At 57.6% G+C, this 26105-nt stretch carries 19 protein-coding genes; 6 read left to right on the plus strand and 13 right to left on the minus strand.

From position 1 onward, the window contains the following. Positions 1-46 precede the first annotated feature (46 nt). Positions 47-1063, minus strand: coding sequence for a 2-keto-3-deoxygluconate permease (locus tag DXC67_RS00995; protein ID WP_117790516.1), 1017 nt, complete (start codon positions 1061-1063; stop codon positions 47-49). A gap of 108 nt (positions 1064-1171) precedes the next feature. Continuing rightward, positions 1172-1921: an SDR family NAD(P)-dependent oxidoreductase gene (locus DXC67_RS01000; RefSeq protein ID WP_006234857.1), complete on the minus strand. Its 750-nt coding sequence runs from the start codon at positions 1919-1921 to the stop codon at positions 1172-1174. A gap of 250 nt (positions 1922-2171) precedes the next feature. Between DXC67_RS01000 and DXC67_RS01005 the strand changes: the two genes are divergently transcribed. The 3 genes from DXC67_RS01005 to DXC67_RS01015 are packed head-to-tail and all read left to right on the plus strand — an operon-like array spanning position 2172 to position 6843. Continuing rightward, the gene (locus DXC67_RS01005; protein WP_117637026.1) at positions 2172-2621 is read left to right on the plus strand and encodes a MarR family winged helix-turn-helix transcriptional regulator; all 450 of its coding nucleotides are present in this window, start codon (positions 2172-2174) and stop codon (positions 2619-2621) included. Further along, complete coding sequence (locus DXC67_RS01010) at positions 2618-4987, plus strand: ABC transporter ATP-binding protein (RefSeq protein WP_117637027.1); 2370 nt, start codon at positions 2618-2620, stop codon at positions 4985-4987. The genes DXC67_RS01005 and DXC67_RS01010 overlap by 4 nt, the downstream gene beginning before the upstream one ends. After that, complete coding sequence (locus DXC67_RS01015) at positions 4987-6843, plus strand: ABC transporter ATP-binding protein (protein ID WP_117637028.1); 1857 nt, start codon at positions 4987-4989, stop codon at positions 6841-6843. The genes DXC67_RS01010 and DXC67_RS01015 overlap by 1 nt, the downstream gene beginning before the upstream one ends. A 557-nt stretch (positions 6844-7400) precedes the next feature. Here DXC67_RS01015 and DXC67_RS01025 read toward each other — a convergent pair. Then, the gene (locus DXC67_RS01025) at positions 7401-8432 is read right to left on the minus strand and encodes a 3-deoxy-7-phosphoheptulonate synthase (RefSeq protein ID WP_089572362.1); all 1032 of its coding nucleotides are present in this window, start codon (positions 8430-8432) and stop codon (positions 7401-7403) included. Positions 8433-8782: 350 nt separating this feature from the next. Here DXC67_RS01025 and DXC67_RS01030 point away from each other — a divergent pair, with 350 nt between their 5' ends. Continuing rightward, positions 8783-9433, plus strand: a complete 651-nt coding sequence (locus DXC67_RS01030) for a GNAT family N-acetyltransferase (protein ID WP_089572363.1) — start codon at positions 8783-8785, stop codon at positions 9431-9433. Positions 9434-9792: 359 nt separating this feature from the next. Here DXC67_RS01030 and DXC67_RS01035 read toward each other — a convergent pair whose 3' ends face one another. From DXC67_RS01035 to DXC67_RS01050, 4 genes are all read right to left on the minus strand, one after another. Next, a complete protein-coding gene (locus DXC67_RS01035; RefSeq protein WP_199408051.1) occupies positions 9793-10962 on the minus strand; it encodes an ATP-binding protein in 1170 nt (389 codons plus the stop codon). A 251-nt stretch (positions 10963-11213) separates the two neighbouring features. Beyond that, positions 11214-12590: an MATE family efflux transporter gene (locus tag DXC67_RS01040; RefSeq protein ID WP_089572364.1), complete on the minus strand. Its 1377-nt coding sequence runs from the start codon at positions 12588-12590 to the stop codon at positions 11214-11216. Positions 12591-12686: 96 nt separating this feature from the next. Further along, positions 12687-14315, minus strand: coding sequence for an amidohydrolase (locus tag DXC67_RS01045; RefSeq protein WP_158551260.1), 1629 nt, complete (start codon positions 14313-14315; stop codon positions 12687-12689). 315 nt (positions 14316-14630) lie between these two features. Then, entirely contained in the window at positions 14631-15623 is a 993-nt protein-coding gene (locus tag DXC67_RS01050) for a helix-turn-helix transcriptional regulator (RefSeq protein ID WP_117637031.1), read from the minus strand. Positions 15624-15751: 128 nt separating this feature from the next. Here DXC67_RS01050 and DXC67_RS01055 point away from each other — a divergent pair, with 128 nt between their 5' ends. Further along, the gene (locus tag DXC67_RS01055) at positions 15752-15943 is read left to right on the plus strand and encodes a hypothetical protein (RefSeq protein ID WP_117564706.1); all 192 of its coding nucleotides are present in this window, start codon (positions 15752-15754) and stop codon (positions 15941-15943) included. 36 nt (positions 15944-15979) lie between these two features. On the opposite strand, the gene DXC67_RS01060 is transcribed toward DXC67_RS01055, so the two are convergent. The 5 genes from DXC67_RS01060 to ptcA form a co-directional block, all read right to left on the minus strand. Continuing rightward, the gene (locus tag DXC67_RS01060) at positions 15980-17389 is read right to left on the minus strand and encodes an APC family permease (RefSeq protein ID WP_117637032.1); all 1410 of its coding nucleotides are present in this window, start codon (positions 17387-17389) and stop codon (positions 15980-15982) included. Then, positions 17379-17561 carry a hypothetical protein gene (locus tag DXC67_RS01065; protein ID WP_117637033.1) on the minus strand — a complete coding sequence of 61 codons (183 nt, stop codon included), beginning with the start codon at positions 17559-17561 and terminating at the stop codon, positions 17379-17381. The genes DXC67_RS01060 and DXC67_RS01065 overlap by 11 nt, the downstream gene beginning before the upstream one ends. Positions 17562-17960: 399 nt before the next feature. Further along, positions 17961-19166, minus strand: a complete 1206-nt coding sequence (locus tag DXC67_RS01070; RefSeq protein WP_117635777.1) for an agmatine deiminase family protein — start codon at positions 19164-19166, stop codon at positions 17961-17963. Positions 19167-19452: 286 nt separating this feature from the next. Next, entirely contained in the window at positions 19453-20892 is a 1440-nt protein-coding gene (locus DXC67_RS01075) for an APC family permease (RefSeq protein WP_117583531.1), read from the minus strand. Between the two features lie 133 nt (positions 20893-21025). Continuing rightward, a complete protein-coding gene (gene ptcA, locus DXC67_RS01080; protein ID WP_117583532.1) occupies positions 21026-22099 on the minus strand; it encodes a putrescine carbamoyltransferase in 1074 nt (357 codons plus the stop codon). Positions 22100-22429: 330 nt separating this feature from the next. On the opposite strand from ptcA, the gene DXC67_RS01085 reads away from it, so the two are divergent. Continuing rightward, on the plus strand, positions 22430-23395 hold the full coding sequence (locus tag DXC67_RS01085) for a response regulator transcription factor (RefSeq protein WP_117637034.1): 966 nt from the start codon (positions 22430-22432) through the stop codon (positions 23393-23395). A gap of 676 nt (positions 23396-24071) precedes the next feature. Here the strand turns inward: DXC67_RS01085 and DXC67_RS01090 are convergent. Next, the gene (locus tag DXC67_RS01090; RefSeq protein WP_147327732.1) at positions 24072-25985 is read right to left on the minus strand and encodes an ATP-binding cassette domain-containing protein; all 1914 of its coding nucleotides are present in this window, start codon (positions 25983-25985) and stop codon (positions 24072-24074) included. Positions 25986-26105: the final 120 nt, after the last annotated feature.

Genomic DNA, 26105 nt, shown 5'->3' on the forward strand with positions numbered 1-26105 from the left:
CCGCCCTGTGGCGTGACTAGTTTTTAGCTTTGATTGCCGCTTGGCATTAGGCGGCTGAGGCGGCCTTGTCGGTCGTTGCCTTGCTGTTGCTCTGCTGGCCCTCAAAATGCTTGTAGCACCAGCTGGTGACCAGCGGGGTCAAAATAGCAGTCACGATTGCACAGGCAGCAACCTGTGCCGTGGCCGTCGCGAGCACCACACCGCCGTACAAGGCCTCGTTGACGCTTGCCATGGCAGCAGGCGTGGCCACATTGGCTCCGGCGCAGCTCGAAATGGCCGCACCTGCGACACCCGTACCGCCTGTGAGCTTATCGACCGCGATAACGGGAATTGCAAAGACCACCGAGCAGATCACGCCGAGCAGAATACCGGGAAGACCACCATTAATGAGCTGGCCAAAGGTCATGGTCGAGCCCATGGCAAAGAAGACGAGCACGATGATGGCGGAAAGTGCCGGTGCCATCATCTTCTTAAAGCTGGGGAAGAGGTTACCCAGAATAATGCCGACGACGATCGGCAGGATGGCGCCCACGAGCGACCAGCCGATCGGAGCCTGACCGGCAGCGCCGAGCACGATCATCGTGACCGGAGGGCCGACAACCAGCGTGGTGATGGCGACGGCGCCACGCTCGGCCTCATTGCCCATGGTGCCCATCAGACCAGCGTACATAGCGTTGTTGGCGCCGGTGCAAGCGGCCAGCATCACCATGGCAGAGATGCCAAACAGGTTGTCGTTGAATACATAAAGGATGAGCAGCGACACGGCAACGACCACGATCTGCTTGACGGCGATGATGATGGCGCCGCGGGCAGCGGCGGCAGGAGCGCTCTTAAACGAAATCGTCGTACCGACGATGAGCAAAAAAGCGCCAACAAGCGGGCCTGCGCCCTGCTGGGTCATGCCGAGCGTAAAGCTGCCGAGCGTTTTGAACAGGTCGGGGAACAGCGTGTTGAGCAGGCAGCCCAACAAAAGCGGCACCAAAATATTGGCACCCGGGATGGAGGACATCTTAAAGAACGGCTCCTTTGCCGCCGGCGCCTCCACCGCAGTCGATTCACTCATATATATCTCCTTTGGATGCATGCGAATCGTAGCCGCACGCGCCTATGTCAGAAAGAAGGCGACGGTCCCGAGTCGCAGGAACCGTCGCCGAATAATCGTCGTGGGGTATTACCCGTCCAGGACGATGCCGCCGTCGCAGTCGCCGATCTCGCCGTTCACGAAGCTGGCGAGGTCGGAAGCGAAGAACAGCACCATCTGCGCAGGCTCGCTGGCCTGGGCGGCGCGGCCCAGAGGAATACCGTTGATGATGCGCTGAGAGTTCTCGTCAGAGAGAATCGAGGTCATATCGGTAAGGGTAAGTGACGGGCACACGGCGTTGCAGCGGACGCCAAACTTGCCGCCTTCCTTGGCGACTGCCTTGGTTAGACCGTTAACACCGGCCTTGGAGCTGGCGTAGGCGGCTGTGCCGAGCAGGCCGCCGCCGATCTTGCCAGCAACAGAGCTCACGTTGACGATAGTGCCGGCATGGGCCGCCTTAAAGTGCGGGTACACGGCGTTCATCATGGTAAAGGTGCCGTTGAGGTTGATGTCGATGGTGCGACGCCACTCGGTGTCATCGATCTCGTCGAACTTCTTGGTGCTGATGACGCCAGCGCAGTTGATCAGGATGTTGGTTTGCGGCAGGTCCGTAAAAATCTGCTCGACGGTCTCACGCGCCTTAGGCGCATCGGCAACATCGAGCTGATAGAACTTGTTGCCCTCGCCAAGCTCGGCCACAGCGGCCTCGCCCTTGGCAGCGTTCCTTGCGATGAGCGCGACGTGTCCGCCGCCCGCGACGATGCCCTTGGCGATCTCGAGGCCAATGCCCTGAGTGCCACCCGTGACAATCGCGGTCTTGCCCGTGAAGTCAAATGCCATGACTCCATCCCCCTTTATATAAGGTGTCTCCTTGCGGGAAGTTGGAGCATCGCACGTGGCGATAAATGAGTCCCAGTCGTCATGGTGGTGACAACCCCTCGCCTAACCGCGGGCATAATAGTTCTTTGAAACGCTTCAGCAATTGAATTTTTTAACTCTTTATGCGCTCTTTATATTGCCCACTGAATGAGGCCCGAATATGCGGGTATCATCTTTCACCGAAAATAGTTTCTAGTGTTAGGGGTTTTCGGTGGAAGATACCGATTTCCATGAGCTTGGGCGTCAGCTCTTAACTGAGTTTGGCAGCATGCATCATCGCATTTCACGCTCTGCGGACAAAGCTCTCGGCGGCGAGATGGCTGTCATGCGCGCCCTCATGCTCGCTGGCGGTTCGCTCACGCCGAGCGAACTCGCAAATCGCGCCTGGGTCTCGAGTGCCCGCATCGCCAATATCTTACGCACTCTCGAAGCCAAGGGCTGGGTCGAGCGCGAGCACTCAAAGACCGACCGTCGTCGTGTACACGTCACGATGACCGATAAGGGATTCCAGAATCTCGAAATCAAACGTCGGGAATTCGAGGAGCGCACCGCGGCCTTCCTCGAGCAGCTCGGCGAAACAGATACCCAAGAGATGGTGCGCCTTCTAAGGCGTTTCAACGAAATTATCGACCGCAATCAAGAAAGGAGAGATGCCGAGTGAGGATTCTCAAGCTCTTTAAAAAGCATGTCCTGGCACTGTTCACAGCTATCGTACTTATCGTAATCAGCTGCAACGCCGATCTGGCACTGCCTACCTACATGAGCGACATCGTCGACGTGGGCGTACAGCAAGGCGGCATCGCCTCGCCCGTGCCCGACACCATTCGTGCCGAATCACTCGATGACCTTGAGCTCTTTATGAGCACCAAGGACGCCAAAGCTGTGGAGGCCGTGTTTAGCAAGGCTGACAAAAAAGGCATTCGAACGTACAAGGGCACCGAGGAAGAGCGTGCCGATGGCGGCAAGATTGCCGACATTATGAGCCTGCCCGAGACCGTCGTCCTTTCTCTCAACCAGGGCATCGACGCCAGCTCCATGGGCGACATGACCGGCGCATCCACCGAGGCAAGCAATGGCGGCGGCGCCCAGGCCATGCCCACCCCCGAGCAGATGGCGGCAATGACGCCCGAGCAGCTCGCCGAGATGCAGCAGAAGGCCACAGCGGCGCAAAACATGCAAAAGCAGATTGATGCCGACGGCGGCAAGATCACCATGAAGAGTCTGCGCCTAGGTGTCGAGGGCGGTCTGGTAGACCAAAGCAAGCTCGTCGAGGGCGCCAATGAAATGGCGGACAAAATGGGCTCCATGTCGGGCTCCATCGTGACCCAACGCGCCGTGAGCTATGTGCAAGACGAGTACAAGGCGCAGGGTATCGACCCCGCCGACGTGCAGAACGCCTACCTGGGCCGCATGGCGACCACGATGTTTGGTCTGTGCCTGATCTCACTGGTCGCCACCATCCTAACCGGCGCCGTGGCCTCGCGCACCGCCTGTTCCATCGCACGCGACCTGCGCCGCGAGACCTTCAACAAGGTCATGCACTTCTCGCCGGCCGAGGTGGGCAAGTTTAGCCAGGCCTCGCTCATCACTCGCTGCACCAACGACATTCAGCAGATTCAGATGGCCGCAACCCTGTTTATCCGCATGTGCCTCATGGCGCCCGTCATGGGCATCGTCGCCGTCATGCGCGTCCTGGCCAACCACACCGGCCTGGAGTGGACCATCGCCGTGGCCATCATCGCGGTCTCGGCCGTCGTCGGCGTGCTTATGGGCCTCACCATGCCCAAGTTCAAAAAGATGCAGAGCTTTGTGGACCGCGTGAACCTTACCGCCCGCGAGCTGCTCGACGGCCTTATGCCCATCCGCTCGTTTAACCGCGAGGAGCATGAGCTCGAGCGCTTTGACCAGGCGTCCCTCGACCTGATGACCACGCAGCTCTACACCAACCGCGCCATGAGCTTTATGATGCCGCTCATGATGCTCGTCATGAACTGCATCACCGTGCTTATCGTCTGGTTTGGCGCGCAGGGCGTGTCCGACGGCGTGATGCAGGTCGGCAACATGATGGCGTTCATCTCCTACACCATGCAGATCGTCATGGCGTTTATGATCCTCACCATGGTTTCGGTTATCCTGCCCCGCGCCGAGGTCGCAGCAGAGCGCGTGGAAGAGGTCATCACCTGCCCCACGAGCATCAACGACCCTGCCTCGCCCAAACTGCCCGCAGCCAGCGCGCCGCGCGGTGAGCTCACCTTCCGCGACGTGAGCTTCCAGTACCCCGATGCCCGCGCCGATGTCATCAGCGGCGTGAACTTCACCACACATGCCGGCCAGATGCTCGGCATCATTGGCTCAACGGGTTCGGGCAAGTCCACGCTCGTGCAGCTGATTCCGCGCCTGTACGACGTCACGGGCGGCAGCATTTCGCTCGACGGCATCGACGTGCGCGACATGACCCTTTCCGAGCTGCGCCACCGCATTGGTTACATCCCGCAGCAGGGTCGCCTGTTCTCGGGCACCGTCGAGAGCAACCTCAAGTTTGCCGGCGACATGGTGAGCGATGATGATATGCGCCAGGCGGCACGCATCGCCCAGGCCGAGGACTTTATCGCCGAGCGCGAGGGCGGCTACGACTCCCCCATCAGCCAGGGCGGCTCCAATATTTCGGGTGGTCAGCGCCAACGCCTGGCCATTGCCCGCGCGTTGGCCAAAAAGCCCGAGGTCGTGGTGTTCGATGACTCGTTTAGCGCCCTCGACTACAAGACCGACGCGCGCCTGCGCGAGGAGCTGGCCAAAAACGTCACCGACGCCGCACTCGTGGTCGTGGCCCAGCGCATCGCGACCATCATGCACGCCGACCAGATCATCGTGCTCGACGACGGTCACGTAGTGGGCACCGGCACGCACGAGGAGCTGCTGCACGGCTGCCCGGCGTACCTGGAGATTGCACAGTCGCAGCTTTCCGCCGAGGAGCTGGGGCTTACCCAAGAAGAAATTGCAGCCGTCATGGAAGGAGGCGAGCGCTAATGGCAGACGAGACCAAGACTCAGATTCCCAAGCCCACCCGCCAGCGTGGTCCCATGGGCCGCATGGGTGGCATGCGCCGTGGCGAAAAGGCCAAGGACTTTAAGGGCACCATGAGGCAGCTGCTCGGCTATATCGGCCAGCACAAGATTGCCGTGTTTGCCGCCGTCGCCTTTGCCGTGTGCTCGGTCATCTTTAACATTGTGGGGCCCAAGGTGCTCGGCCAGGTTACGACTAAGCTGTTCGAGGGCTTGGTTGCCAAGGTCAACGGCACCGGCGATGTCGACTTTGCCTGGATCGCCAAGACGCTCGGCTTTTTGCTCTGTCTGTATCTGGCGAGCTCTGCCTGCAGCCTGATCCAAGGCTGGCTCATGACCGGCGTCACGCAAAAGATTTGTTATCGCATGCGCAAGGAGATCGCCGCCAAGATCGCCGTCGTTCCGATGAGTTACTTCAACGGCCACAGCAAGGGCGACGTACTCAGTCGCATCACCAACGACGTCGATACGCTCGGCCAGTCGCTCAACCAGAGCGTGACGCAGCTCATCACGTCTGTCACGCAGATTATCGGCGTGCTCGTCATGATGCTGTCGATCAGTCTGCCGCTCACCGGCGTCACCGTGCTCACGCTGCCGGCAGCCGCGATTATCCTGACCGTGATGATTCACTTCTCGCAGCCGTACTTCCGCGAGCAACAGCAAGTCCTGGGCGCTGTCAACGGCATTATCGAGGAGGACTTTGCCGGCCAGAATGTCATTCAGGTGTTCGACCGCGCCGAGGCCTCAATCGAGGAGTTCGACCGTCAAAACGACCGCCTCTTTATTAGCGGCTGGCGCTCGCAGTTCCTGTCGGGCCTGATGATGCCGCTTATGAGTCTGGTGGGCAACATGGGCTACGTGGGCGTCGTCGTGGTGGGTGCGCAGCTCGCGCTGACCGGCAACGCCACGCCCGGCGACATCCAGAGCTTTATCCAGTACGTGCGCAACTTTACGCAGCCGGTGCAGCAGCTGGGCAACGTGAGCAACACGATGCAGTCGATGGCCGCTGCCACCGAGCGCGTCTTTGAGTTCCTCGCCGCGCCCGAGGAGGAGCAGAAGGCCGACGCCCAGATTCCCGAGAAGCGCCCCGGCCACGTTGAGTTCGACCACGTCAAGTTTGGCTACACGCCCGACAAGACCATCATCCACGACTTTAGCTGCGAGGCGCAGCCCGGCCAAACCATTGCCATCGTCGGCCCCACCGGCGCCGGCAAGACCACGCTCATTAAGCTGCTGCAGCGCTTTTACGACGTGGACGGCGGTTCGCTGCGCGTCGAAGGCGTCGACGTGCGCGACTGGGACCGCGCGGCGCTGCGCGGCGAGTTTGCCATGGTGCTGCAGGACACCTGGCTGTTTAACGGCACCATCCGCGAGAACATCCGCTACGGACGCCCCGATGCGACCGACGCCGAGGTTGAGGCCGCTGCACGCGCCGCACGCTGCGATCACTTTATCCATACGCTCGCCGGCGGCTACGACTTTATGATCAACGAGGAAGGCACCAACCTGTCGCAGGGCCAGCGCCAGCTCGTGACCATTGCCCGCGCCATTTTGGCCGACCGTCCGGCACTCATCCTGGACGAGGCGACTTCCAACGTGGACACCCGCACCGAGGAGCTCATCCAGCGCGCCATGGATGCGCTGATGCAGGGCCGCACCAGCTTTGTCATTGCGCATCGCCTGTCCACGATCCGAAACGCCGACGTCATCCTGGTGATCCGCGACGGCGACATCGTCGAGAAGGGCACGCACGACGAACTGCTCGCCCAAGGCGGCTTCTACGCCGACCTGTACAACTCGCAGTTCGACGAGGCGGCGTAAAACCGGCGGCAAACAACCGCAATACCCAAAGAATGGGGGCGCAGGACAACCAGCGCCCCCATTTTTCGTTCTGCGGCCCTTGGGCCGCATCCCCTGGAGCCGAATTGACGGTCCTTTCCAGCCCCTGTGGGCAAAAAATGGCAAATATGAGTACTGTTACCTTTTTAGTAACAGCCAAAACAGCCCCATATGCTGCCCGCACGGCTTGCAAGCGCCCCTAAATTACTCAAATAGTTCTATAGCGGGCTTATATGTGTTAAGGTTAATGAACATATTTTCTGTTATGTCTATTATCTTATGCCGGCAATATGACACTACGATAGCAACAGTACTCATATTTGCCATTTTTTGCCCACAGGGCCTGGAAAAGGCCAACAGGGTAGTCATTGGGGACGTTCTTAAACGACCAGTCAAACAAGAACGTCCCCAACGACTACTTAAAAACGGGAGATTATCCACTCTCATTCTGCGAGCACTCATTTAAGTCTGTCCCCAATGAGTGCCCGGCAGCAACGGGACCGCCGATGTCTTGGCAGAGTCAGCGAAAACCCGCGTAACTAAACCCGCTCCGCGATCTCGTGAATGAGGTAGTCGGTCTTTTCCCAGCCCAGGCACGGATCGGTGATCGACTTGCCAAAGACACCGCCGTCGACCGGCTGGTTGCCGTCCTCAAGGTAGGACTCGATCATAAAGCCCTTGACCAGCCTTGAAATGGCTTCGTTGCGGCGGCAGCTGTCGAGCACCTCCTTGCAAATGCGATACTGCTCCAGCGGACGCTTGCCCGAGTTGTCGTGGTTGCAGTCGATGACCGCTGCCGGATTGGCATAGCCGGCGTGCTCGGTATAGCGCTCGGCCAGACGCTCCAGGTGCTCGTAGTGGTAATTGGGGTAGGTACGACCGTCGAGGCCGATGTAGCCGCGCATGACGGCATGCGCGAGCGGGTTGCCGTCGCACTCGACCTCCCAGTTGCGGAAGATAAAGCTCTGATGCGCCTGGGCGGCGTAGATGGAATTGAGCATGACGGTGGTGGAACCGGCAGTGGGGTTCTTCATACCCACCGGCACCGAAATGCCACTCGACACCAGGCGATGCTCCTGGTTTTCGACCGAGCGCGCACCCACGGCGACGTAGCTCAACAGGTCGACGAGGTACTGGTAGTTGGACGGGTAGAGCATCTCGTCGGCAGTGAAGAAGCCAGTCTCCTCGATGACGCGCAGGTGCATGTGGCGGATGGCCTTAACGCCCTCGAGCAGGTCATCGGGCGCCTCGGGGTCGGGGTTGTGCAGCAGGCCCTTGTAGCCAGTGCCCTTAGTACGCGGCTTGTTGGTGTAGACGCGCGGAATGATGATGAGCTTGTCCTTGACCTCCTCGGCGGTTTTGGCCAGGCGGTTCATGTACTCGAGGACCGAGTCCTCGCGGTCGGCAGAGCACGGTCCGATGATGAGCACCTTGCGCGCGTCCTCGCCGGTAAAGACCTTGGCGACCTCGGCGTCGAATGCCTGCTTCTTAGCGGTAAGCTCGGCGGAAAGCGGCATTTCCTCGCGGATCTCCATGGGGATCGGCAGCCTGCGTTTAAATTCCATGGCCATGCGGGGCCTCCTCAATCAATTGATGGCAACGAGAACATTGTCGAATGCTCGGCATTATCCGCTGTCGCACGCTAAAGTGCAAGCACAACCAGCCAAAAAGGGAATGGATAACGAGCGAGGATTTTCGGGCGCTTCCAACGAGAGTGGATAATCTCCCGTTTTTGACCTATGTTCGCGCTAAAAGCGGGAGATTATCCACTCTCGTCGAGCAAGCGTCCGAAAATCCTCGCTCGTGGCCCCTTTTCCTCCGTCCCCGAGAGATCGAAGCTCGTCTACCGAATGGTTGATGCGGCAGCGGTGCGCCCATGTCACACTCAGAGGTGGCCTGACCCACCTTGGAAGGAGCCTCCATGAGCCTTGACAACGTAACCCTGCGCGCCGCCACGCTCGACGACCTGGCTGGCATCGCCGCCATCTACAACCAGCTGTGGTGCAACACGCTGCGCAACCGCGGCGACGTCGAAGCTGCCGATTTCTGCGCGCGCTTCAACATTGCCATGCAGCTGCAGCGCTCCCCCATCGCGCTCGTCGCCGAGGCAGAGGGCCGCATTATCGCCGCCTGCTGCATCGGTATCTTCGAGGACGGCAAGCCGCGTACCAACCCCACGTGGGTACCCTGCTACGACGAGATGTTCGCCCAGGCAACCGAGATGGCAAAGACCGCCGATGCCAAACTCGAGGGCTCGCTCTTTGGCGACAGTCGCGAAAAGGCCACGGCCGATCGCTTTGCCGCCACGGGCGACGAGTATGCCCAGGGCCAGCTCAACCTGATCATCATTGTGCCCGAGTGGCAGGGCAAGGGACTCGGCCGCGAGCTCATCGACCTTGCGCGCGCCGAACTCGCCAAAGCCGGGTGCACCAAGTTCTTCCTGATGAGCGACTGCAACTCTGACTGGCAGTTCTACGAGCACCTCAACATGAAACGCATCCTGGAGGATCACAGCCAAGACACCGGCGACGGCTTTATCGTCTACATGTACGGAGGCGACACGCAGGATTAGCCTGAGTGCCGCCTCATGGGCTTTCTCCAAAACAGCCCAAACCAATCAGCCACGCCAAAAGGGACAGGTTTATTTTGGCAGGTTTTATCTGGGCAAACGCCAACCGCCGTGAGGAGAGCTGCTTGCCCTTGCGGCGGCCTTCTCGCCGAAAAACCAAGTGAGTAGACCTTTTGCAGGAGGCCGAGCACACTCCAAAACGCCACAGCTCTGACCTGCGGTTTTATTTAGCGTTTGTCGCGGTGTGCTCGACAGATCCAAAAAAGCCTACTCACTTGCATCTGAGGCGCACCGGATCGGCAAAAAACCGCCGCGAAAGGGGTCCGATCCTCTTCGCGGCAGTTGTTAATACGCCGAACTTGTTATCGCAAAAGCCAATCACGCGCCGAGACCACGCTACAGTCTTTCGACTCATACGTTGAATCCACGCGGGCCACAACATAGCGCGCATCTTTTGCAATGTCGATCTCATCGCATACAGCCTGTAAATGGCGGGCGTACTTATCGTGATACGTTCTGGATGATTTTATTTCGATAGCCTTGGGCCTCCCTGAGTTTGTGCAGTCGAGCAAATCGATTTCTCGCTTGCCGTCGTCCCTATAGAAATACAACTCGGGATTCTCGCCCACGTTGAGATGGCTCTTCGCCGTTTCGGAAACGATGAGGTTTTCGAAAACTGCCCCCAGATAAGGGCTCTCCAAAAGTTGCTCCAGTGATCCAATTTTGAGCAAGTAGCAGAGCAGCCCCGTGTCGTAAAAATAAAGCTTGGGCGTTTTAGTCAAACGTTTCCTGGCATTTGCATAATAGGGCTGCAGTGAAAACGTCAGGTAGCTCTGCTCCAGGATAGACAACCAGCTTTTAATGGTCGATACGTTCACACCCGTATCTCGAGAAAGCGAAGATATATTAATGAGAGCACCGGCGCTCTGGGCAATTATGGACAGAAACTTATGAAACTCTGCTTTATTGCGCACGTCAAGCAAGCCCACAACATCGCGCTCAACATAGGTATCAATATAGCTGGGGAAATAAACCGAGGACGGCATTCCGGCGGAACGCAGGCGAGGGTATCCCCCTTCGAGCGCAAACAAATCCACTTCCAACTGCCCCTGCTGGCCCCTCTCCGCTTCTCGAAACGAAAATGGCAGCAATTTTAAGATCCCGACTCGCCCGGCAAGAGACTGGCCGATGCTTTTCATCATCAAAAAGTTTTGCGATCCCGTAAGGATGTATTGACCGGCGTCTCCCCGCTCATCCGAAACAACCTGAATCATCGAGAACAAATCCGGGGCGTATTGCGCCTCATCGATGATGAGTCCGCCCTTTCGGTTGCGGATAAAACTCACCGGATCCTCCAAGGCCGCGCGCCTCGTTTGGGGGTCCTCAAGCGTGACATAGGAATAGTCGGGAAAGGCATGCCTAACCAGCGTAGACTTACCGCTCTGCCTAGGCCCCGTCAACGACACAACAGGAAACCAACCCGCCATGCGAATGAGCAACTCATGCAAATCCCTGTTAATGTACTCGGCCATATCAACGCCCCTTATAACGCTGTTACCATAATCGTATAGTATCATTTGCCATAATCTTGCAGTAGCGTTTTCCATAATCTTGTAGTAGTGTTTTCCACAATCTTTTAGTAGCCCAGTTCAAAAACGTTATTTATAGAGCCGAAATCTCAGACCCTAAATAACAATAGCCACCACAATGGGAACTGTCCCCATTGTGGTGGCTTGCAGGCGAGTTGACTTATTCGACTATCGCGGGCCGGCCGTGTCCGAGTCTAGAGCGTGGCAAGTCGCTTGGATTCGCGGACGGCGAGGGCGATGGAGATAAGACCAGTGATGGCGTCAGCCGCCACCAAGGCAAACCAGACACCCTGAACGCCCATCATGTTGCCAAGCAGGTACATAAGCGGCACGGAGCAGATCACGTAGCGGAGCAGACCGGTGAACGTGGCGATACCCACCTTCTCAACCGCCTGGAAGTACATCGACATGGTCATGGCAAGATAGCCCAGGGCCACGGCCAGGATAACGATGCGCGTGGCGTTGGCGGCAACCTCGACGAGCGCCGGATCGCTACCAGCAAAAAAGGCGCAGACCGGCGTTGCGGCCACCCATAGCACAGCAGACACCGCAGCAAGCGTCACGACCTGGTACTTAAGCGTGCAGGAGAGCGTTTCCTTGAGGCGCGCCCACGCCTTGGCGCCGGCGTTGAAGGCGGCAATGGGCTGCAGGCCGTACGAGAAGCACTGGGCGACCATCATGGTAATGTAGAGGATGTAGCCGTTGATCACACCAAAGGCCGCGATGTAGAGCGAACCCATGTCGCCGCCGAGCTGGCCAAGCAACGAGTTGGCAACGGTGTTGAAGATGAACGTGGCAGCTTGCACCAAAAAGAACGGGAAACCAATCTTGATGATCTGGCCGCAGATGGCCATGTCGAGTTTGAGGTCGGCGGCGCTGATCTGGAGCTGCGACTTCTTACCGCCGATGAACCAGAAGATACCGATGGCCCAGATACCGATGGAAAGACCGTAGTACACACCAGCTCCCATAACGCCAAGCTTGAGCACAAACGTGGAAAGCGCAAGCCAGCAGATAGCGACGATGGCAGACACGGTCATGAGGTTGGCCTGGATCTGAACCTTCTCGTCCACACGCATGACGGCGGTGACCATCTGACCAATGACCGTGAGCGGCAGCAGCACGGAGAAGGTGCGCACGCCGGCAACGGTATCGGCCATGATGTCGGGCGTGGCGCCGAAGAATGCGCAGATGGGCTCGGTAAACACAGCCATCACCACAGCAAGCAGCACACTCACAATCGTGGTAAGCCAAAAACCCTGGCTAAACGCCTTGCTGGCGCCCTTAATGTCGCCGGCACCCAAAAGGTTGCCCACCACGGCGGGCACGCCGGTGCCAAACAGGTTGCCAAAGGCCAGGTTAATGTACTCGACCGACATGATGATCGAAACACAGGCCAGGCCGTGTGCACCCAGGCCCCAACCCATCACGAGGCCCTCAAGGACCACCATGATAATCTGGGCGAGCATACCCTGGCCGGTGATGATGGTGTACTTGCGCACCAGGCCGGGAATCGGCTGCGAGGCAAGCTCACGCTCCTCCTCAACAGCGGCGGTCGTTTCTTCTGCCATTGTTCTCCCCTTTCCATGAGAGATTGATGAATGGATGCATGAATGGATGGGCGGCACGCACAGGCTGCGGCACCGCCCAGCGATGCAGCAGCCCCGCTAGGCCTCGTAGACCACCTTGCCGGCAATCATCGTGAGAGACGCCGTGGCCTCGAGGACCTCAGCCGGTTCGCAGTCAAAGAGGTTACGGTCGAGCACACAGATATCAGCCTGTTTGCCGCATGCGAGCGTACCGATGCGATCCTCGGCATGCATGGCGTAGGCGCTGCCGTAGGTGTAGGCGCGCAGAGCCTCGGCCATGGTAATGCGCTCCTGGGGGAACCAGCCCTCGGGGTTGGAGCCATCCTCGAGCATGCGGAAGACCGCGCCGTACACCTCCTCCATGGGCTCCAAGCCCACAACGGGGAAGTCACTGCCCAGGTGCACCACGGCACCGCTGGCAAGCAGGCTATGCAGGGGCCACGAAAGCGCAGCACGCTCGGGGCCCACGGCATCGTCCTTGGCAAGGTCAGCCATATCGAGCAGCATGTGCCACGGCTGCATGCCAGGGCATATACCCAGCTCGGCATAGCGCGGCAGATCCTCGGGCTCAACCGTCTCGTTGTGCTCCATGGAGTGGCGACAATCCCGCTTGCCATGCAAGCGCTCGCCCTCCTCAAAACAATCGAGCACAAAACGCACCGAGCGATCACCGATCGTATGGATGCGCGTGTCAACACCCCATTCTTGCGCCCTGAGGATGGCAGCGCGGATGCGCTCTGGCTCCTCCGCGGGCTCACCGCAGGTATCGGGCGCATTGCTATAGGGTTCAAGCATCCAGGCGGTGTGGTCGGAGCACACGCCATCAAGGAACTGCTTAAAGCCGTGCCACCCCACCTGCGTACCCGGGAAGGCGTATTTCTCCTTGATCTGCTCGAGCGTTAAGGACTCGTTTTCGAACAGGTCGGTGTACAGGAACACGCGCAGTGGCAAGTCGCCCTTGGCATTAAGACCTGCCAACACCGCATACGGGTTTTCCATGCTCACAAACGTAGGATTGACCATGCCGACCGTAGTGATTCCCAGGGCATTGGCGCGCCGGGCGGTTTTTGCAAACGACGCGTCAACAACCTCGGGCGCTGGGTCGTAGACCTCGTCCATAAAGAAGACGCCGGCGTTGTTGGAAAACACGCCCGTCAGATTGCCCTCGGCATCCTTAAGGATCTTGCCGCCTGCGGGATCGGGCGTCTGCGAAGTTACTCCCACCTTGTTGATGGCGCAGGTATTGGCACTAAAGGTATGCAGGTCAACCTGCTGCAGAAAGACCGGGCGGTCCGATATGTACTCATCGATCATCGCGGCTGTGGGCATCTCGGGGATATCCCACTGGAACTGGATAATCTGGCAGCCCAGAATCCACTCGTTATCGGGATGGTCGGCCGCAAACGCCACGACACGTTCCATCGCCATCTCAAAACTGGTGCAGTCGATGAGGTTGACGGCAAAATCGGGGTCGGTCATAAACGCGCCCTGGGCAAAATGCGTGTGCGAGTCGATCAGGCCGGGCATGACGAGCTGGTCGCCAAAGTCGCGCACCTCGGTATCGGGACCGATAAACGGTGTCAGGTGAGCATCGTCACCGCAGGCAACAATCTTATCACCGCGCACGGCAACGCCGCCCTTAAACGGCTCGAGCCCATCGCCGGTAAAGACGGCGTTGCTCTTGATAACTACATCAGCCTTGTCCATGTGAGCCTCCTCAGGCATCTTTGGTTGCAACGCGGACGCACCGCCCGCGTGGGCACTCGGTTGGGAGCGTAGCGCTCCCGCATCGGCGCGTGCCTACAAGCCGTGCTCGGACGTCTGTCCCACGTCCGCGGCTTCGCGCTACACCCATTGATACACAGGGGCAAATCCGTGCCAAGGCCAGGGACCGCAAACGGTCAGTTTAAGCAGGTTTACACGCTTTACCTGCAGGTTTATTGTCTGAGATTATTACCGCGTCATTACGCCCAACGGCGTGCCCGCCCACACGGCAGGACCCGCATGCAAGGAAGAATAGGACTAGGAACGCCAAAAGGCATCTATGAGGTCATCTCGGTTGGAGACACCGCTTTTAACGTAGATGCGATGCAAGTGCGCCTTGACAGTGCCAGGGCTGATGACCAACTCACTGGCGATGTTTTGGGCGTCGTTGCCCTTCAGCACCAGCGTGAGCACCTCCTGTTCGCGCCGCGACAGCTTATGGGCATCGGCATAGATCACAACGCGTGATGCTAGATCGTCCCCAGAGCGTGCGCTCTCGGCCGCTACGTCCTCATCGGCACGCGGATGACGGGCATACACGCGCAGGATATGGCTAAACTGGCAAAAGAGTTGGACCGCGCATACCACGAGCAGCACGTTTTCGGAGATATTGCGCTCGGACAGATACCACAAAAAGAGGCTGATGACGGGGTTTTGAGAGTCGGGGCGGCAGAGCAAAATCATGTAGGTGTCCTCGGCGATTACGCAAAACGCAAGAACGAGTGCCACCTTCCAAAAGAGCTTTGAGCGGTCGAGGTCGAGTTTCTCAACACGCGTGGCCCTGTGCCGGTAATGCCAGGCGGCATAGGCAAGACATCCTACATTGCCCAGGTCACGCGTGAGCCAAAAGAGATACTGCTGCATCTCTCCGGCAGCACCGCTGCGAGGCACCAGCACCAATTGCAAGATTGAAAACGGCACGATAGCAAGTCCGAGCATGCGCGACGTCGGCCTTTTGCGCAAGCGCGCAAACATCCACAGTACCACGCAGGCATAGATGGCAATACCGAGCACGCAGCGCAGCAAGGGGTGCTGCAACGGCTCGCTAAAGGTAACAGCGTAGTCGTATTTGAGCCGATTGTACTCGTCAAAAAAAATGACCGACATATCGAGCATGTAGAGCAAAAAGCCCGCCGCGGCCACCAGGCTGTCGCGACGGCGCGTCATGAGCCAAACCACCAACGCCACGGCACTGGTCACCAGAGCCACACCCATGATAATCGTGGTGTAGATATAGAACGCGAAACTCATGCCCGCCTCCCCTGTCTAGATGCCGTGAGGATGTTGACAGATTCTTTGCCGCAAGATTAGACTCACCGATTAAACGTACTGTATCGTTTAGATAAACAAGCTGTGTCTCACCGATGAAAGGAGATGCCATGGCGCCTATCGCACCGCTCAAGATGCTCGTCGCTCCTGCCGCCAAGGCCATCGCCCACCTGAGCGACTCACTTACTTACGATGAGGTCCCCTGCATCGCCGAGGAGCGTTCGGACAGCCGCCCGTACCTGGGCCACGTCCCCTACTTTGCGCCTAAGCTCGTTTCCGATCCCGAGCACCGCGAACAGTAATCCAAGATGCACCAAGCGCTGCGTAACTCGCGGCGCTTACTGTTTTGGTGCAAAGTAACCTGACCCCCGTGCACCAACGCCGGGATTGTCGACGCTTCGGCCGCGGCGCGATATGAGGCGCGAAACCTCGCCCAATAACAGGCCAATCACTACGCCCGCGAGAATCGGCAACTTTGCCATCTCGGCAGGTGAGCTGTTGAGCGGCACAATCGTAGCAACAATCGAAAGCACGAGCTCCACCACGGGAATCGCAAGCGCCACCGCGAGCACCTTGCCCTCGAAAGGCGCACGGAACACACGCGAGCGATTATCGTGCTTGCGCAGACGCCAAAACGCTGGGAACATGGGAATATAGCTCATGAGCAGAAAGACGACGTTCATCGAGAAGAAGACCCAAAAGACGTCGGAACCCTCACCCAGCGGAATCTGGAGCAGCAGCACCAGACTGGCAAAACAGCCGTTAATGAGCGCCGAGCCGTTGGGCATGCCGGTCTTTTTGGACACCAGCGCAAAGGGGCGCGGCATGTTGCCGTGACGTGCGGCATAGCTCGCTACGTTGTTGACGCCAAAGCTCCAGCAGATCATATTGGCGAACAGCGTCACCAAAAAGGCCACGCCCACGACCATCGTCAGCGGGTGGGTGCGCCCCACCATAGCGGCGACTGCGTCCACAATGCCCGAATCGAGTGAAAGCTGCTCGGTGGGAACCGCGGCTCCAATGCCAATGCCACAGATGATGTAGATCGCCGCAATGGCCACGCCACCGGCAATAACCGCCTTGGGGATATCACGCGACGGGTTCTTCATCGTGCTGGCAAAGGTCGCGACCACTTCGAAGCCCATAAAGTTGAACAGGATAATCGATAGGTACGTCAACGAATTGGTGTCGCCCAGATCTGGAATGAAGGTCTTAAACGACATGTCGTTGGCAAAGCCGTTATTGCAGGCAAACCAAATGCCGACGATTCCCACCGCAGCGGTAATGAGCACCTTGATGACGGCGCCGCCGTCCATAACCCAATCGGCCTCCGCCACCGGCTGCATTGCCATGACCGTGACGCCCCACACAAAGGCAATCTCGATGGCAATTCGGATCCCGAGTGAAAACTCGATACCCCACACCGCATTAATGACACTGGGGAACATGCAGGCGATACTTGCCACCCACAGCGGAAAGCTAACCCAGTAGCACCAAGAGCAACGGGCGCCCCAACGGTCGCCCAGGCCCAAGCGAACCCAATCGTACAGGCCGCCCTCGGAATCAAACGCCGTACCCAGCTCGGCCACCACCAGACCATAGGGAAGCAAAAACGTAATGATAAGGAAAATCCACCAGAAGAACTGTACGTTACCCATGGCAGATGCCGGAGCCGCCGCCTCGATGGTAAACACGACGCAGATAACCGAAAGGATGACCTCGATCAGGGAGAACTTTTTACCTGCCATGGCGCGCGCCCCCTACAGCAAAAAGGATGGCATCTGTACCGAAGGCGCAGCCCAAGGTAGGGTTGCAGGCCGCGTCACCGGTGCAGGTGCCATCCCAGAGAGAGGAGAGGATGCATTTGTTGGACCAACGCTCGCGGAACAGGCGCGTGTAGATAACGATACGCTGGTACATAGATACTCCGATCAAAACGGCCGCGTTCACGACCGATAACTTTCGGCAATTGAAGACGCGTCTGACCTGGGAAATTCAAGCGAACAATTGGCCTAACCCGCAAAAAATCCCAGGCCAGACGCGTACTCAATCAAAGAAAAGGGCACTCCGAAGTGGAGGCAACGGAGTGCCCAAAGAAAAACCCAACCGACCAAGACATCGAATAAACCGACCATCAATGCCCCGAGATGGTCCGATTCACCGACCGTCCGATTGATCGGCTGGGTTCCCGAAGCATCACGGCTCGGAAAGTCAGACGTTTACTCGGCGTGCTCAGGTGCGCCAGATTGGCGCGAACGAGGAGCGTAGCGTACTGACGCTACGTAAGCGACGAGTGAACGCCAAGGTGGCGTGCCTGAGTTACGCCGAGGGCTCCTGCTGGGTAATGCAGTGGATGTTGCCGCCACCGAAGACGACCTGCTCGGACTGGACGCCGACGCACTTGTAGACGCCCTCGCCCCAGACCTCGTCGTAGATCTTCTGGAGCGTGTCGACGGCCAGCTGGTCGTTCTCGTCGCCGTACTGCGGGACGATAACGCCGTGGTTGGTGACCAGGTAGTTCATGTAGGAGGCGATCAGCGGCTCGTCGGGAACGCGCGGCTCGGCGTTCTCGTCGGCGTCGATGGTGTCGCAGGAAGCCTGGTCCATGAACAGCGGGTTCACGGGCATGCAGAGCTTGTAGACCTTCATCTTGCGGCCCTTGGCGTCAACGGCGTTGGAGAGGGTCTCGTAGGCAGCGTGGCACTGCTCGTAGAACGGATACTCGGGATCGTCGGTCCAGATGCAGGCCATGACGCCCGGGGCGATGAACGTGGCGACGTCGTCGATGTGGCCGTTGGTCTCCTCGGGGTCGATGCCCTCCTTGACCCAGATGACCTTCTCGACACCCAGGTAATCCTTGAGGTGCTCGTCCATGTAGGCGCGAAGCTCCTCGCTCCAGGGCTCAAACTTCTTGTGGAACTTGGGCCAGATGGACTCGGGATCCTCTTCCTCCTCGAGCACCGCAGAGCAGGTGCGGCCCGGGGAAAGCAGGCACTGGTCGGTCACGACAAGGGTGCCCTCGCCGTCGACGGTGATGGAGCCGCCCTCGAGAATCATGTCATCGGGACGGTAGCGACGGCAGCCGGAGAGCTCAGCCATCTTAAGGGCGATCTGCTCGTCCTTGTCCCACGGGAAATAGAGGCCATCGACGAGACCGCCGTAGGCGTTGAAGTGCCAGTGGTTGGCACGCTTCTCACCCTTGCCGTTGATGACGTAGGTGGCGGCAGTGTCGCGGAACCAAGCGTCGTCGGTGGTCATCTCGATAACGGTGACGTTCTCGTCGTTCTCGAAGACGGCCTTGCAGTTGGCATAGTCGACCTGGTTGGCGCACATATAGACCGGGGTGAACTCGGAGATGGCGCGGGCGATGGCGGCATACTGCTTCTGAGCCGGCTTGGCGCCGTGGGCCCAGGTGTCGGTGCGGTGGGGCCAGCCCATCCACACGCGATCCTGCGGGGCGAACTCGGCGGGCATAAAGAAGCCGTCGGCCTTGGGGGTGGACTCGGACTCGGTGATCGTACGCATAAGATTTCCTCCAAATCGAACGATCGTTTGCCGCGGGCGGATTACCCGCAGCCTAAAACCAAGAGATAGTGGGCGCCCGTCCCCCGGCAAAGGTCGGGGCGCCCGGTGCCGGTTTTCACGGAGCCGCACCGACGAGCGGCAACGTAACCAAGTGCGTGGAGACAAAACGCACGAAGGATACGAAAGAGAGAGGTTGGGGCGGGCGGTGGTTACCGGAGCTATCGCTCGCACCCGCCCCAAGGAATGGTTAGACAATTGGAAGGTTGGAGCCCCGAATCCGGGAGCTCTAGTTCTCCTCGGCCTCGGCAGCCTCCTCAGCGAGACGCTGAGCTGCCAGCTCGGGAGTGAGGCCCTTGTACTCGGTCTCGCGGCCCTTAGCGCTGACGACGCGGACAACCTCGCCGATGAGCAGAAGCACGATGAAGATAACGATCATCGGGAGCTTGTCGCCAATTTCAGCGGCAGAGAGCGGCACCAGCGTTGCAACGATGGCCAGGATCAGCTCGATGCAAGGGATGGCCAGCATGACCTTCATCATGGCACCCTTAAACGGGAACGTGAAGATGCGCTCGCGGTCGGGGTCGTTCTTGCGAAGGTTGAGGAACGCCGGGAACATCGGGATGTAGGTCAGCAGCAGGAAGACGACGGAGGTGCCGAAGAGCATCCAGAAGACGCCGTTGGAGATGGCGTCGATGGGAACGAGCTGCAGGCACAGCACCAGGGAGGCAACGACGGCGTTGACCAGGTTGGCGCCGTTGGGCATGTCGTCATCCGAAATCATCGAGGCGAAGACCTTGGGCATGTTGCCGTGCTCGGCAGCGTAGCGAGCAACGGAGTTAACGCCGAAGGACCAAGCGGCCATGTTGGCGAACAGGGTGATCAGGAAGGCGATGCAGATGACCTTAAAGATCATGGAGTCGCCCACCATGGTCTGGACTGCGACGATCATGCCGTAGTCGGGATCGATGGAGTCGGCCGGCACGGCGGCGCCGATGCCAAAGCCAGCGAACAGGTAGATCACGGCGATGGACAGGCCACCGACGATGATAGCCTTGGGGATATCGCGAGCGGGATCGGCCATGTCGTCGGTCATGGTGCAGATGACCTCGAAGCCCATGAAGTTAAAGATGATGATCGACAGGTAGCCGAGAGCGTTGGTGTTGGTGAGCTCGGGCAGGAAGGTGGCAGCGGACATGTCGTTCGCAAAACCGTTCTCCATGGCATACCAAATGCCCAAAGCGCCAACGATAACGGCGACGGCGACCTTGATGATGGCGCCACCGTTAAGGACCCACTCGGAGTCGGCCGCCTTGGAGCGGCCCATGAGGTAGACGATCCACACAAAGGCAAGATCGATACCCATCTTGGCGATCAAGTTGAACTCGACGCCAAAGACCATGCCCAAAATGTCGGGGAACATGGTAGCCAGCGAGGCGATCCACAGCGGGTAGTTGACCCAGTAGTAGTACGAGATGCGGGCGCCCCATTTGTCGCCCAGGCCATCGCGTACCCAGTCGTAAATGCCGCCCTCGCCGTCATAGGTGGTACCGAGCTCGGCGACAACCATGCCGTAGGGAAGCAGGAAGGTCAGGATCAGGAAGATCCACCAGAAGAACTGCTGGTTGCCAATGGCAGCAGCAGGAGCGGCGGCCTCGCAAACGAAGACGACGCAGATGATGGTCGAAATGACCGTCAAGAAGGAAAGCTTTTTCTTTCCGTCGCTCATGATGAGCTCCTTCGCTCAGTCTTGGACAGATCCGAGGCCCTAAGGTATTAAGGCAATTGCTTGGGCCTCGGTGAGCGGGCGACAGGAGACGAGCATCCGCCGCCCGCAAACGTGCTTTTAGAAGCCTTGAGGCTTAGAGCTGCTCGAGAGCCTCGAGAGCGGCGTGGAGCTCAGCCTTGGCGGAGTACTCGACACCCTCGTCGTTGAGCGGGGTGCGCTTGCCCAGGGCGGCAAGGAGAGCACGGATGGAGTGCTTGCGGTTCTCGGCCTCGACCCAGCACAGGGAGCGCTCGGGATCGTCCATGACCTCGTCGACGACCTCCTCGTTGCGGGTGGCCGGCAGGCAGTGCATGAACTTGGAGTTGGGGCCGGCGAAGTTCATCATGTCCATGGTGACCTGATACTTGGGATAGAACACGTCCATGTAGTTCTCGCCCGAGACCTCCTCGTCGTACAGGCCATACCACACGTCGGTGTAGATGAAGTCGGCGCCCTTGATGCACTCGATGTCGTCGGAGATGACGACCGAGCCGCCGGAGACCTTGCAATTCTCCTCGGCGATGGCCATCATCTGCTTGCCGAACTCGGCGCGCTCCTCGACGGTGCCAACGTGCAGGCCGCCGTCGGGGATCTGGTGGCCCTTAGGTCCAAACTGGACAAACTTCATGCCGACCTTGGAAGCGATGAACATGAGGGAGACGCAGACCTGGGTGGCGTCGCCGATGAAGGCCAGAGTGCAGTCCTCGATCTTCTTGCCCTCGGGGAGGTTCTCGAGCATGGTCATGAGGTCGCCCATCTCCTGCGTGGGATGGTTGAACTCGGACATGCCGTTGATGACGGGCACAGCGGAGCCCTCGGCGAGGCCGACGACGTCCTTGTGACGGTCAACGCGAGCCATCATGATGTCGAGCAGCGAGCCCATAACGCGAGCGGTGTCGCCCAGGGACTCGTGGCCGCCGAGCTGGATGGTGCCAGGGCCATAGAACTGAGCATGGCCGCCGAGGTCGGTCATAGCGGTCTCGAAGGAAAGACGAGTGCGGGTGGAGACCTGCTGGAAGATCATGCCAAGGCTCTTGTTGCGGAGCAGGTGCGGATAATAACCGTCAACCTTGATGGCCTTCTTCATTGCCAGGCCAAGATCCTCGATAGCCAGGATCTGCTCTTTGGTGAAGTCGTTGGTGTCGATGAAATCCTTAGGCAGTGCCATGTCGATTTCCTTTCCGCCGGTCTTGCCGACTATTACTATGAGGCGCTCGAACATCACGCCTCGTGTTGACAAGACCATCATTCACCCGTATGCAATTTTTACCTAGTTTATTCGGGATTAAAGACCGTTCACGGAGTTACACCCCCTCTAAACCAATATAAACCCGCAGGTCAAGAGTTTACAGGGGGTTTACCATCTAGAACCACGAACGGTATACGGCTATGCTGTATCTCGGCGCCTAATCCACAATGAAACGAAGGGTTGAGACGTCTATATCCCACAAGGTATACAGAACTCGGCCATAGAATAAATGAGATGGGACGGTGACAGATGAACACCCTGATGTTCTTCTATACCCTAGCGATACTCGTGATCTGTATTGTGACGGCGGTGCTCTCGCTTGCCGCCTATGCCTCGTCCCGTCGACGCTTCTTTATCTATGGCAGCGGCGTATTTATCTGCTATGCCATCGAGATGACCGAGATTTTCTTTTTTGAATACACGCTGCAAAACCAGAGTTTTCCAGCCAGCGACTATTACTCAATTACCATGCCTGTGTTGCGGACCTTTGTGGCGACCGCTTCGCAGGCTTTTATTTGGCTCATTGCCATGGATTTGCTCGACAAGCATTCAAAAAAGCAGTTTGTCATTCCCGTCGCAACGTTCTTGCTGAGCGAGCTGCTGATTATCGTCGCTGTCCCCTACGGCCCCATTCATCAATGGCTCTACTACACGATGCGTCAGGTATTCCTTGTTTTCGTGGGGCTATATATCTTTTGGACGGCACGCAAGAGCACACAAGTCGAGCTGAAGGCACGCGTTAACAACCAACGAAAGCACCTGATTATCGGCGCTATTCTGGTCGGTTGCATCGTTGCCGAGGATTTCTACAACATTCTGGTGGTCCCCATGAGCTTGGCGCCCTCCTGGCTGCAGCTGTACCTATCCGAGCGCAACTTTAGCGAGAACATCTTTGCGTGTTACTTTGCGATCCTGCTCATTATCTACGCCTATCACGTGCTTTCGATTCGCATGCAGGAGGCGCCCGAGGAAAAGAACGTCAGCGATCTTGATCGACACATCGAAGAGCAGATGCCCTTCTATCGCAACGCCTACAAGCTCTCCAACCGTGAGACCGAAGTTATGCGTCTGGTCGTACTGGGCAAATCGAACCAAGAGATCGCTGACGAGCTCTTCCTTGCCGTGGGCACCGTCAAGACCCACATCCACAACATCCTGGTCAAAACCGAACAGCAAAACCGCACGACGCTCATCCTCCACTTTTGGAAGCGATAACCTGCCAAAAAGGGACAGGTTTATTTTGGCAGGTTTTATCTGGGTAAACGCCAAAAACCGCCGCGAGGGAGCTACTTTCCCTCGCGGCGGTTTTCTAGCTCACGCTTTCTTTCGTCTCAATCTGTAACATATGGAGACCAAATCGCCGTCTTACTGTTACAGATCGAGACGAGTTACAGAACGCGCGTCGACTAATCTCAATCTGTAACAGGTAGAAGCGTTTTTGCCAGTCAGATGTTACAGATTGAGATAAACGAAGGAGCGGTAGCGTTAAACAAGTCCGCCACAAAGTTATTCGGAGAGATCCGATCCTAGAGTTGTCTACCAGGTACGATATGTGCACTGATATTTTGTCTCAAACCCGGGCATCCCGTTGCCGCGTGGGCTTAACGCGGCACCCGTATAGAGAATCGTTTGCCCCGTACGAGAATACGAAGTTTTGAAAGACAGCCTCTTGTATGTCTGGTCGAAACAATCAACATTCTCGCTCGGGTGGTTCGCAGTGGAGAACGACTTGTAAGTGTCCAAGACGTCCGCTGTCACAAGACGACAAGGCGCGACAGAACCTGCATCTGGTTTCGCCGTCGCACAAACGGGAATTGTGACCATCGACAGGGTAAGCATAAAACATGCGAACATTGCCTTCACAAAGTTCTTCGTACATTGCGTTTCATGGTTATCTTCCTTTCCTAGTTTTACTGTCGTTCGTCTTGAAAAGCTGCGCGTATACATTACCGATCCACTTCGAATCACCTCCCATTTCTCTGGTAACGACACGCGAGTCATCCCCTGTGAGCAATACGGAGGCATCGCAGAGCGATTCGAGGTTTCCGATAAGATGAGAAGAGATAATGACATGTGCTCCTCTACCCGCTTCATCTCTAAGAGCATTCGAAACAATCGCAACGTGTCTCACATCAAGTGCATTCATGGGCTCATCCAAAAGGACGACTTCGCAATAGGACATATACGCCATCGCGACATTAAGTAATTGTCTATTTCCATCAGACAGCCTAGATACGGGCGTATTCTTCAACCCAGTCAAGTCAAAGCGATCAAGCACTTGGTCCAAAGTGCGAGGTGAATGCCAAATTCTCCTGCATCGGTCGAGATGAAAAGCGACGGTCATGTATGGAATCAATAGCGACGGCCTATTCGGAACCAAAAAGAATACCTTTCTCATTTCCTCACGGTCGACGCATACTTTTGCATGAAAACAGAGAGAACCTGACACGCGCACTGATGGCCCAGCATCTCCCCAAAGAGTATTCAGTAGCGTAGTCTTGCCATGTCCATTTGGCGCGACAAGACCCCATATCTGGCCAGCGGGCATATCAAACTGCAATCCCTTTACCAGCTGGTTTTTTCCAACCGTCAACGCATCCAGCGACAGAGAGAGCAAGCTTTTCTCGCCCAAACTATCCGGGCGAATATGGTTCCAGGCCCAGCGATTCTTGCTTTTTAGACGCGAAAACGAAATGACCCCCAACGCGCAAACAGCAAACGCGCCCATCACGGCAAAGAGGCAGTGCGATGCACTGGCTTCAGGAACGAGAGATACCTCCGCTCCATTGGCGTAAGATGCGCCGCCGAGCGCAAACGAAGAGGCAGAATAGCTCGACACCATATACGGCAGCAACGCATGCCATGGAGCATCTTTGCTCGCATAAAACGGAAGCTGGCTTATGCCCCCCACAAGAGCGATCACCATGGACGAAATGGCCCTGTTTCTGCTTCCGGCGTACACGCACACGCCCAAGCAAGCAAACATCATCGACAGCACAGCTTCAAAGACGGCAAATAGCCCTAGCTGAACTAACACAGTTCTTTCGACTACGTCACCATACTGAATGAATACGACTGGGTACTCTGTCTGACCTACACCGTTAAACACCGTTGCCAATACAAAACAGGGAGCCAACGCCAGAACCAAAACCAGCATCGATGCAATACCAGAGACGAGAACGCGGCATGCATTCATCTCTAACTTTGACAACAACGCTCGATCGTAGAACCGCTTTCCATCCCCCTCAAGCGACATATAGAGGACGAGGACCGGGACCAAAAGCCACGCTATTGCAGGAACAGCGCCGCAATAATATGCGAGAAGGATCATCCCGGGCATTTTTGTTGTTGAGTCGTACGATTCCGGATGGGCCAGCATCGATATGGCTCGGGGAAGACGTTCTTGGGCTTCAAGCGATAACTCCGAATCAACACCATTCAAATAACCGAGTCGGTATTCCTTGAGCAATAGATTGTCGTAATCGGCAATCGCATCGTAATACTCTCTGGAGTCCGCCTTGCTTTCAAGCGCCCGATCAAGGCACGCCCTTTCGTCGGCAATGATGCTGTTGAGCTCCTGTGGGGCAGTGTCATAAACGCCGTCAGAGACTTGAGAGACCAAAAGGGCTCTCTGGTCTTCGATGGAAGCTCTACCATATAGATAATCTGCTCCCGTTGGAACGGATAGAAATACCGGGATGCAGAATACGAGCGCGAGCAGCGCCGTCAGCAACATAATTCCCCGGTTGCGCGCAAGAACTTCTAAATTAAGCCGTACATATGTGAGGCAATCACAGGTCTTCACAGCAAGCACCTCCGGTTCGCAACACACGAGTCGTCGGACCCGTTGTCCGGAAGTATCGCCTTCATCGTCAGAACTGTCTGTAGACGTGTAGGATGGATTTACAATCTTATTTGTCTACAG

The sequence above is a fragment of the Collinsella sp. TF07-1 genome (genome assembly GCF_003437235.1).
Taxonomy (GTDB): Bacteria; Actinomycetota; Coriobacteriia; order Coriobacteriales; family Coriobacteriaceae; genus Collinsella.